The sequence below is a fragment of the Terrisporobacter muris genome (genome assembly GCF_024621905.1).
GTDB lineage: Bacteria > Bacillota > Clostridia > Peptostreptococcales > Peptostreptococcaceae > Terrisporobacter > Terrisporobacter muris.
In genome coordinates, this window is the sequence record NZ_JANKBY010000116.1 from 1 (window position 1) to 10,298 (window position 10,298).

Here is a 10,298-nt window from a genome sequence, read left to right on the forward strand (position 1 = left end):
TTCCATTTTATTTCTGGTGAGTAGTGTACTCTTGTACTCATAATAAAATAACCTCCTTTAAAATCATACATATAGTATGTTTCAAAAGAGGTTGTTTTATTTATTCCCGTGTAAAGGGTTCACTTCATATAATAATTAAGGTGTTTTTTCTACTCAAATAAAATATCTACTTTTTCTATACTATAATTGCTGTTCTCAATAGTCATAATAACAAAGTTTATAGGAAGGTTAAATCTTCTTTTTCCACAGCTACCCGGATTTAACCAAAGTATATCCTCTATTATTTCACAAAAATATTTATGTGAATGCCCAAATATAATTGCATCAACGTTTTTTAAGTTGGATGAGATATCTTTTTTATTATGAACCATATAAAATCTAATATTGCCTATAGTAAAGTAGAGCTCTTTTGGCAATTTTTCTGCCCACCCACTTTTATCATTGTTTCCTCTTACAACATATGTAGGGGCTATATCTTTTAATTTTTTTAAAACATCTTCTGTATTAATATCTCCACCATGAATTATATAGTCACATGTTTTTAAGTAATTAATCACTTCTTCTCTTAATAGTCCATGAGTATCTGAAATTATGCCTACTTTATATTGTTCTTTCAACTTTATTCTCCCTTTCGTCTATAGATTCTATTTCCTCTTTTTTTATATTATCTTGTTCTTTGTAATGTTCTTGTAATTTATCAGAAGATTCCTCCATACGATTTTCTAATCCTTCTTCATAAATATCTTCGTATAAAAATTCTTCTATGCTAATAGATTTATCATTAGTATTTACTTTTTCATTTCCTTCACCATGTTTTTCAAGAGTAAAATCAATAGCATAGAATGATATATTATTTTTATCTAAAATATTCTTTATGTCAAGTAGAATTTCACTAGCTCTTTTTATGCTAATCTCTTCATCTTGAGCATAAAAAACTATATGACCATATTCTTTTCCCATTTCATTTATATCATAGTTTTTATCAAGTTCTAGCTCCCCTAAATTTATTCCATATACAGGCCCAAATTCACTATATTTACTATCTAAGTCTTCTAATGGCATCTCTTTTAACTCACCAAAGCATATATCACTTTCATATGGAAAATCTTTATCTTCAAATATGCTTTTTAATTTTGAGTTATATTCTTCATCCAATCTTCTATAGGTATTAACTTTTTTGACTACATTATCTTCATAAGAATCGTATTCTACTTTGCCCAAAAAGGACAATCTTATTGAAAAATATGTATCCTTACTTGTAAGTGATTTTATATCTGCATGATAGTAACCATCTTTAAAACTATAATATACATCTGATATTTGTAGTTCCATATCAGAGTAATTTTCTGATACATATTTTTTTGCTTTATTATTTGCTAGTGCTTTAGAAACTGGATTACCTATAAGTCCATTGGCAAACCATAATAGCCCCCCAATTAAAACAAAAGCCGTCATTCCTACCAATACTTTTACCGATTTTTTCATCCTACTTATTCTCCTTTTTAAATGCAATGTAAAGTAAAAATCCAATTACTAAACCCAGTATACACAGACAAGTATAGATAGTAGCCCATGTTCCAGATGATACCATAATTGCCACAAAATCCATTTCATTAGTCTTTATCTCAATAATATACTTAATTGAATTCCATATGTATGTAAGGATAAATATACCTACAGGTACAAAATAACATTTCTGCTTTAGAGCAAAATACCCTAATCCACCAATAAGTGGCATAATAATTACATTATAAAACATCCATTCACTTTCAGAGATTCCAACACCTATAAAAGAACCTAATATAATCATTATCATAGATCCAATGGCAAGCTGATCTTTTATTTTTGAAATAACTTTTCTATCATTCATTTTAATATTTTCATTATTCATTTTATTTATTTCTTCAAAATCATCAAATATTATATTACACGTTTCACACTCATTAATATGTTTTTTTACAGCATTACCGCTATCTTCACTTGCAATACCATCTTTAACAAGTGGAATTAAATCCATACAAATATCACAAGATATTTTATTCATGTAAACATCCCTCCTTTATTAAAATATTCTTTATCTTCTTTTTGGCACGATAATCAATAACTCTAGCTGAACTTTCTGTAATCCCATGTTTTTGAGATATTTCCAAGTAAGAATATCCTTCTATCCTCATTAAAACAATATCCTTTGTTCTTACTGATTCCTGATGTAGTAAATATACTATTTTATTTGAAATATCTTTGTGTATAGCTTTTTCTTCTAAATCTGATTCACTGACAATATAGTGATATACCAAATCATCCAGTGAAGTTGTAAATTTTTCTTTCCTCAGATATTCATACCATTTATTTCTAGCTATGGAAAATAGCCATGTCTTAATACTCGATTCTCCCTTAAATTTATGTATTGATTTAATTGCACTTAAAAAAGTTTCTGACACTAAATCTTCTGAAATGGAGGTATCATTAGTTAAACTTACCAGGTATACAAAAACATCTTGTTTATATTCTTCATATATTTTTTTAATTAACATAACTCCTCCTTTCATATTATTAGTGATGATAAAACAAGTTTCGTTACATTATTTTATAAATTTTTTATTTTCATTTTGTAATCAAAAAAATAGGAGTAAATTACTCCTATTTTATTATAATCTATACTTTCATAAGTAAATTATATTTTGAATCATAATGTAATCCTAAATCATTGCAAATACGATTATTAACCTTAGTTAATGCTTCATGGTATTCTTTATATTTAGGTGATAATAAAATCATATTTGGAATAAATATATCGTTATAACCACTATCTTGTAAACGCTTCATAAATTTTCTTTGTAGGATAAATGCAGGATGATATTTTAAAAATATACTATTTTTCATTTTTACACCTTTTCTAGTTTGCTCTTTTAACTTTTCGTATTCTTCTTCTGATATATTTATAAGTTCTTTAGTTTTTGCATCCATTTTTTCAACCATTTTACTCATCTCTTGTTTAGGCAATAATTTATACATGATAAAACTGTTAAGTTTCATTAATAAGGGTATCTTAACATCTGCATTGTCCCAAAATTCAATAATTCTTTTATATGCATCTTCCTGCTCTTTAGTTTCAATTTTAATTTGTAAATATGGCATAAAATGGTTCATAAAATAATATCCATAAAATCCTGGTATCATATCTTGTATGGCTTTACCTAGTGTTTCATAATCTAAATTTTCATATATTTCATCCACATCATTATTGTCAATAAATCTCTTCAATGATTCAGCTTCATTTCTGCATTCTTCTAATTTATTAATTTTTTCTTTATATATATTATTTAATAATTGGTAATCTTTTTTCTCCAGTAAAATCTTAATATCTTTTATACTAATTCCTAGTTTTCTATACACAGAAATCTCTTTTAAAAGAGCTACATCTTCTTTAGTATAATTTCTATAGCCATTTTCATCTTTATTCACTGATAAAAGACCTTGTTCCTCATAATATTTAATTGCTCTTTTCGTTAAATCAACTTGTTGAATAACTTCATTTATTTGCATATTATTCACTCCTTATTTTAGTATTTGCTACGATTATATTGGTATACGTAAGGTACAAGTCAATAAACTTCTATTTTAATATGCCTCTTTTTATAAGTTCTTCTTTTACACTTGGGTATAACTCTAAGTTAGTATGAGGAATAAAACTAGCAGCCCTCATCTTTCCCAAAAAATCTGTCGCATTACTAAGCTGCAAATATTGAATTTTATTTTTTATTTCTTCTATTTCTTTTAATAGCTCCCCATTTGTAAGCAGTTTATATGCTCCTTTTAAAGAAGTATTTCCCGGGCAAATTATTTTATTATCATCTAAATCCGGATACATTCCTATTGTAACGGCAGACTTTAAGTTTAAATGAGTTCCAAAAGCCCCTGCTACATAAAAACATTCTAAATCATCTAAAGACAATCCTATTTCCTCTAGTAAATAAGCTACCATTGTATGTGCTGCCGACTTAGTTGTTAAAAACTGATTTATATCATTTTGTGTAAATATTAAACTTTCTCCATTAAAACTTTTCTCTTTACATACATATTCAACAGCATATTCATCATCTATCTTAATTATTTCCGGAGAATTTCCTGGTATTAAAGTACCAGAGAAATCAACCCATCGGTTTAAAAATAACTCACTTATTAAATCAACTATTCCCGAGCCACAGATTCCTTTAGGTGCTTCATTATTAATTGTTGTATATATAATCTCGTTATTTATAATTTTTATAGAGTCAATAGCTCCACTACACGCTCTCATTCCAAACTTACTAATACCACCTTCTAAAGCTGGACCTGCAGCCCCTGCTGCTGCAACTAGAAATTCATTATTTCCAATAACAAGTTCTACATTTGTACCTATATCAATAAGAGCTGATATTTCATTTTTCTTATAAATTTCTGTATATAAAAGTCCACTTACCAAATCTCCTCCAAAATAATTTGCTACTGACGGGAAACAATAAACATATCCCTTTATAGGTATACCTATTTCTTTTCCTTTTATAAATCCACTTTCATTAAATACAGGTGTAAAAGGTGATTGAAAAATAGTCCATGGATTGATTCCTAGTAAAAAATGTGTCATTGTAGTATTTCCACTAACTATCATCATACTACTGTCATATACATTTATATGTGTTTTTTCTTTTATTTTATTTAGTAAATCTATAAAGCTTTCAACTGTACTTTTACAAATCTCCTCTAAGCCATTCTTTTTTTCTTTTGTATAAAATATTCTAGTCAGTATATCCTCTCCATATTTTATTTGCTTATTAAATATGCTCTCTTCAGCTATCACTTCTCCATTATTTAAATTAACTAACTGCATAATTATTGTCGTACTTCCCAAGTCTACAGCTAATCCATAATGGTTATTTGTAGTATCTCCACTTTCAATATTTGTAATAATCCAGTCATATTCCCTTTTAAGCATAGTAACTGTAATTTTAAAGTCATTATCTCTACACATTGGATATAATTTTTTCATTGCTTCATAAGACATTACAACATTTGTATATTTATCTTTTAAAATATTTATTACCTTATCTCTATCTCCTAAAGTGTTATCCTCACTCGGATTTTCTAGTTGAAGATAAATTTTTTTACTTAATGAATTCAATTTGCTATCCCCCATAAATACATTTTTCATATTTAAATATTAGTATATATTGGTAAATATATCATTAATTTATCTCAAACCTTCTAATATTCTTCTAAGCTCTATCCTTCTTAACTTTTACTAATTTCTTCTTAATCAACATCTCTTTATTATTTTTTAAAAATTCAGTTCCCTTATAATTTAATATATCTACATAAGAGCATATATCTTTAACTTCTATTACTCCGATATCTTCATTATCTATGCCTTCAATATTACTCAAAGCTCCTACAATATCTATTACTCTTATTTTCTTTTTCTTGCCAGCATTTAAATAAATCCTTGTGATTTCTTCATTATAGATTTCTTTTTTGCTATCCCTTTTATTTTTAAATAAACTTTTTTGAAGTTTACTTAACTTTTCTTTTCCAGTATCTACTTTATTTTCATCAATTTTATTTATTTCTTCAATTTTATTTCCTGTGTATGACTCTATATCAGTTAAATATTTTTCTTCATTAAAAGAAACTAGTGTAATTGATTTTCCTATTTTATCTACTCTTCCCGTTCTTCCAATTCTATGAACATAATTTTCTTTGTCTCTAGGCACTTCGTAATTTACTACTAATGAAACATCATCAATATGAATTCCTCTAGAAGTAATATCACTACTTACTAAAATATTAAATTTACATTCTTTAAAGTCTTTTATAATAAAAAGTCTTTTATCCTGAGACATATCTCCATGAATTGCACCTACTAAAAACTTATCCTTTTTCATATTTTTATAAATCTCATCTACTTTATCTCTTGTATTTACAAAAACAATTGTAGAATTTGGACACTCACTATAAATTATATCTTTAAGAGTTTCATATCCGTTTTCTTTATCCACCTTTATGTAGTACTCACTTATCTGTTTTTTAACTTGTACATTATCAATTTTTATATCTATCATTTGAGGTTTTTTCATATATTTGTTACAAACTATATTTATGTTATCATCTATGGTAGCTGAAAACATACCTTTACAACATTCTTTTGGTAGCTTACTAAGTATAGACTCCATATCATCAACAAAACCTTTATTTAGCATTTTATCTGCTTCATCGATTATAAAATACTTTATATTACTTAAGTCTATAGTACCTCTGCCAATATGATCAATTATTCTTCCTGGTGTAGCAACTACTATATGTATTCTTTGCTTTAATTCAGCTATTTGCTCTTTTAATGGTTGCTTTCCAAAAATTGCACTACATCTAACTTTTTTTATTCTGCCTATATTTTGTATCTCTTCTTTAATTTGTAATGCTAATTCCCTTGTTGGAGCTATTATTAGCCCTTGTACACTATTATTATCTATATCTACTTTTTCAACTATCGGTATGGCAAAAGATGCGGTTTTTCCACTTCCTGTTTTGGACTTTACTATTACATCTCTTTCGTCTAATAAACTTGGGATAGCCTCTTCTTGAACTTTTGACGGTTCCTCATAGTTTAAATTACTTAGTGACCTTATTATATCTTTATTTAAATTAAATTTTTCAAATTTATTATTCATTTTTATCTCCTTAATTTCATAACATCTCTTACTATTATAATTGTCTGATTAATATTATTCAAAACATATAAAAGTTTTCTATACATAGAAAACAATAAAAAATTCGCTTCGCTCATGTCGCCAACGGCTTCGCCCGTTGCTCAAGTAACAAAGCTGGAAATCATATGTTATCTACAGAACAGATAACATATGATTTACTTACAACTAAAAAAAGCCAGCATTAATATGCTGACTTATAATCTAAGCTGCTGCTTCTTCTTCATTAACTTTTGAATAACTTTTTACTTCTTTAACTAATACAGCCCCTATTATAACTATAGCTACAAGGTCTGCTACTGGTTGAGCAAACCAAACTCCATCAAGTCCTAAAAATTTTGGTAATATCATCATTAAAGGTATTAAGAATATACATTGTCTAAGTAAACTAAGAACTATAGACATTTTTGCTTTTCCAATTGATTGAATATAGTTAGTTCCTATAATTCCCACACTTAATATTGGTAAAGTCATTGTATATTTTTTAAGTCCATTAATTGTTATACCCATAAGCTCCGGATCATTGTTGAACATTCCTACTAAAACTTGTGGTGCTACATTTATTGCTATTGCCCCAACAACAAATATACAAGTAGATGCTATTAAACATATTTGTAAAGCTTTCTTAGCTCTGTAGTAATGCTTTGCTCCATAGTTAAATCCAACTATTGGTTGCATACCTTGACTTATCCCAAATGAAGGCATTAAGAATATCATTGATATTGAACTTATAGTCGCCATAGCACCTATAGCTAAATCTCCTCCATAAGTTTTTAAACTTTGATTACTTATAACTTGTACTAAACTTGCTGCAAGTTGTATTGCAAATGGAGATACACCTATTGCTAAAATAGATTTTGCTGCATTTTTGTTTAATCTTACAGTTGAAGGCTTAAATTCTAAATTAGATTTTTTTCTTAAATAGTATGAAAGCCCCCAAATAGCTGTTATAGCTTGTGATATTATTGTTGCAGTTGCTGCACCTTTTATTCCCATATTAAATTTGAATATGAATAGTGCATCTAAAATTATGTTTGTAGCACATCCAACTGTCATTATAATTGCTGATAATTTAGGATTTCCATCTCCTCTAATAGTGTTATTAAAAAACATTCCGATTATGGAAAATGTTGTTCCTACTATAATTATATCTGTATATGATTTTGCATAGTATAGTGTAGCATCACTAGCTCCAAATAATTTTAATATTTGTTCTGAAAATAGTAGTCCTACTATAGTTAGCGAAATGCCTAATATTACTGATAGTAGCATACCTGTTCCTATAATATTTTGTGCTTCTTCCTTTTTACCTTGTCCTAATTTTATAGAAACATTTGTTGCCGAACCTACTCCAACAAGCATTCCAAAGGCTAATGCTATTGTTAGTACAGGCATAGTTACACCAAGACCTGCTATTGCCATAGATCCAACATGAGGTATATTTCCAATAAATATTCTATCTACTACATTATAAAGTGCATTTACCATCATACCTATGATAGCTGGAACAGAATATTTTAACAATAATTTTCCAACTGATTGTGATCCTAATTCTGCTTGATTTTTATTCATACATCTTCCTCCTATATATTTATATTCGAGCAAACTTTCCTAAGTAGCTTAATCATTAATTCTCTTTCTTCTTCATCTAATTGCTCACTCATTTTTTTATCCCATTGATTTAAAATAAAGAATATATTATCCTTCATTCCTTTCCCTTCTTCTGTTAAATAAACTCTATTGGATCTTTTGTCTTTCTCATCTTTTTCTCTTCTTATAAATCCATTTTCCTCTAGCTTTTTTATTGCTCTTGCTGTAGTTCCTTTATCAATTTTAAGAACTTCAGCTAGTTCCTCTTGATTTCTACCATCCTCTATATAAAGTTCTAATAAGAACATGAATTGACCCTGACCTATGTTATATTCCTCAAGACCTCTTCCAATGAAAATACGGCCTTTTCTATATATTTGAGAAATATACTTTCCAATATTGCCACATTCTTTTCTATCCATAAATTTCTCCCCTTTGTTTATTTAGTTGTTAATGCAACTATACTAGTATAACACATTTAGTTGCAATTGCAACTGTATTTTTTGCAAAAAAAATAGAGAATAAATATAAAGTACTATTTACTCTCTATAAAATCCATATAGTTATAAAGTTGAAACTAAATATTTAGTGTAGGCTATAAATGCCTTTGCTTCTTCCATTGTATTATAAAGTCCTAAACTTATTCTTAACATTCCATTTGTAGGTTTATTATTATATGCATTGTAACATGCAGTTTCATCACTTACACCCATCAATCTATTAACATATGGGTGTGCACAAAACTTACCAGGCCTTAAGGCAATTGCCATTTCGTCAGCAAATTTCTTGCCTATTGTTTTATAATTTTCACCATCTATATTGAAAACGATAATACCTAATCTATCATCTATATTTTCATTATCTCCATATAGTATAACTCTGTCTATTTTTTTCATTTCATTTATAAGGAATTCTTTCAACATCATCTCATGCTCATATATATTATCAAAACCAATTTGCTTCAATTGTTGTAATGATCTAGCAGTAGCCATAGCTCCCAATGAGTTTGGGCTACCTGCTTCATGCAAAGCTGGTGGTTCATCCCATATAACATCATAATCAGTAACAGCGTTTACACATGCTCCTCCTTTTAAAAATGGTGTTACATTAGACAAATCTTCAATACGTCCAACAATTACGCCTGTTCCATAAGGAGCATATATTTTGTGACTAGAGAAAACTAAAAAATCAATTTCTTCTTCTGGATTTTGACCTTTCATATTTATTTCTTTATGAGCAACTAATTGAGCACCATCTACTATTATTTTTGCATTATATTTATGACATATTTTAGCTATTTCATGTATTGGATTTACATATCCAGTCACATTTGATGCTCCTGTTACAGTCACGTACTTAATTGTTCCGTTATTCTCTTTTAGTTTATTTTCTATACTATCAACACTGATCCTTCCCATTTTATCTACATCAACATATTCTACTATGGCATTATATCTCCAAGGTAAATCATTTGCATGATGTTCCATTCTTGTTGTGAGTATTTTCTCATCCTTATTTTTAATTAACTCATTGGCTAATAAATTCATGCACTCAGTTGTGGTTTTTCCAAATATGGCAGTATAGCTAGAATCACTACCCACATTGAAAAAATCTAATATTATTTTTCTTGCATCTTCATACTTTTGAGTAGTTATTTCACTTTTCTGACCTGTCCCCCTAGCTACAGCTCCATATGTTATCAATCCTCTACATAGTTCTCTATAAGATGATTTAAACGATGGTGTAGTTGCTCCATTATCAAATCCTATAGGTATAGCTATATTTCCATTGGCCAATTGAACTGGATTATCTACGCCAATAAATAACCCTCTATATTTATTATAATTATATACATTCATAAATTTAGCCTCCTTTCTCGTGAAATTAGCCTTCACCTAATAATATATATGATTCTTCATTTATAAAGTTCCTTTTCATATACTACAGGTTTAGTATTATTTAATATAC

Annotated in this window: 10 protein-coding genes; all 10 read right to left on the minus strand. The window is 28.1% G+C overall.

Annotated features, from left to right (window positions below; all coding sequences use genetic code 11):
* Nucleotides 1-149 precede the first annotated feature (149 nt).
* The gene (locus NSA58_RS10320; protein WP_074078832.1) at nt 150-617 is read right to left on the minus strand and encodes a metallophosphoesterase family protein; all 468 of its coding nucleotides are present in this window, start codon (nt 615-617) and stop codon (nt 150-152) included.
* The gene (locus tag NSA58_RS10325) at nt 601-1,485 is read right to left on the minus strand and encodes a YfjL-like protein (protein ID WP_052232900.1); all 885 of its coding nucleotides are present in this window, start codon (nt 1,483-1,485) and stop codon (nt 601-603) included. Before NSA58_RS10325 ends, NSA58_RS10320 begins: the two co-directional genes overlap by 17 nt.
* 1 nt (nt 1,486) lies before the next feature.
* The gene (locus NSA58_RS10330; protein WP_039678964.1) at nt 1,487-2,044 is read right to left on the minus strand and encodes a zf-HC2 domain-containing protein; all 558 of its coding nucleotides are present in this window, start codon (nt 2,042-2,044) and stop codon (nt 1,487-1,489) included.
* Nucleotides 2,037-2,534 (minus strand): RNA polymerase sigma factor, encoded by a 498-nt coding sequence (locus NSA58_RS10335; RefSeq protein WP_242842695.1) that lies wholly within the window; start codon nt 2,532-2,534, stop codon nt 2,037-2,039. Before NSA58_RS10335 ends, NSA58_RS10330 begins: the two co-directional genes overlap by 8 nt.
* Nucleotides 2,535-2,655: 121 nt before the next feature.
* Nucleotides 2,656-3,546, minus strand: coding sequence for a MerR family transcriptional regulator (locus NSA58_RS10340; protein WP_039678962.1), 891 nt, complete (start codon nt 3,544-3,546; stop codon nt 2,656-2,658).
* Between the two features lie 70 nt (nt 3,547-3,616).
* Nucleotides 3,617-5,161 carry an ASKHA domain-containing protein gene (locus NSA58_RS10345; protein WP_139045095.1) on the minus strand — a complete coding sequence of 515 codons (1,545 nt, stop codon included), beginning with the start codon at nt 5,159-5,161 and terminating at the stop codon, nt 3,617-3,619.
* A gap of 94 nt (nt 5,162-5,255) precedes the next feature.
* Entirely contained in the window at nt 5,256-6,704 is a 1,449-nt protein-coding gene (locus NSA58_RS10350; protein WP_074429889.1) for a DEAD/DEAH box helicase, read from the minus strand.
* Between the two features lie 240 nt (nt 6,705-6,944).
* Nucleotides 6,945-8,312, minus strand: a complete 1,368-nt coding sequence (locus NSA58_RS10355) for an MATE family efflux transporter (RefSeq protein WP_039678959.1) — start codon at nt 8,310-8,312, stop codon at nt 6,945-6,947.
* Between the two features lie 11 nt (nt 8,313-8,323).
* Nucleotides 8,324-8,752 (minus strand): MarR family winged helix-turn-helix transcriptional regulator, encoded by a 429-nt coding sequence (locus tag NSA58_RS10360; RefSeq protein WP_039678958.1) that lies wholly within the window; start codon nt 8,750-8,752, stop codon nt 8,324-8,326.
* A gap of 141 nt (nt 8,753-8,893) precedes the next feature.
* A complete protein-coding gene (locus NSA58_RS10365; protein ID WP_039678957.1) occupies nt 8,894-10,189 on the minus strand; it encodes an aminotransferase class V-fold PLP-dependent enzyme in 1,296 nt (431 codons plus the stop codon).
* Nucleotides 10,190-10,298 lie beyond the last annotated feature (109 nt).

Coding starts and splice junctions, on each gene's coding strand:
- NSA58_RS10355 (WP_039678959.1), bottom strand. CDS start 8,312: ATGAATAAAAATCAAGCAGAATTAGGATCACAATCAGTTGGAAAATTA.
- NSA58_RS10325 (WP_052232900.1), bottom strand. CDS start 1,485: ATGAAAAAATCGGTAAAAGTATTGGTAGGAATGACGGCTTTTGTTTTA.
- NSA58_RS10350 (WP_074429889.1), bottom strand. CDS start 6,704: ATGAATAATAAATTTGAAAAATTTAATTTAAATAAAGATATAATAAGG.
- NSA58_RS10365 (WP_039678957.1), bottom strand. CDS start 10,189: ATGAATGTATATAATTATAATAAATATAGAGGGTTATTTATTGGCGTA.
- NSA58_RS10360 (WP_039678958.1), bottom strand. CDS start 8,752: ATGGATAGAAAAGAATGTGGCAATATTGGAAAGTATATTTCTCAAATA.
- NSA58_RS10330 (WP_039678964.1), bottom strand. CDS start 2,044: ATGAATAAAATATCTTGTGATATTTGTATGGATTTAATTCCACTTGTT.
- NSA58_RS10340 (WP_039678962.1), bottom strand. CDS start 3,546: ATGCAAATAAATGAAGTTATTCAACAAGTTGATTTAACGAAAAGAGCA.
- NSA58_RS10335 (WP_242842695.1), bottom strand. CDS start 2,534: ATGTTAATTAAAAAAATATATGAAGAATATAAACAAGATGTTTTTGTA.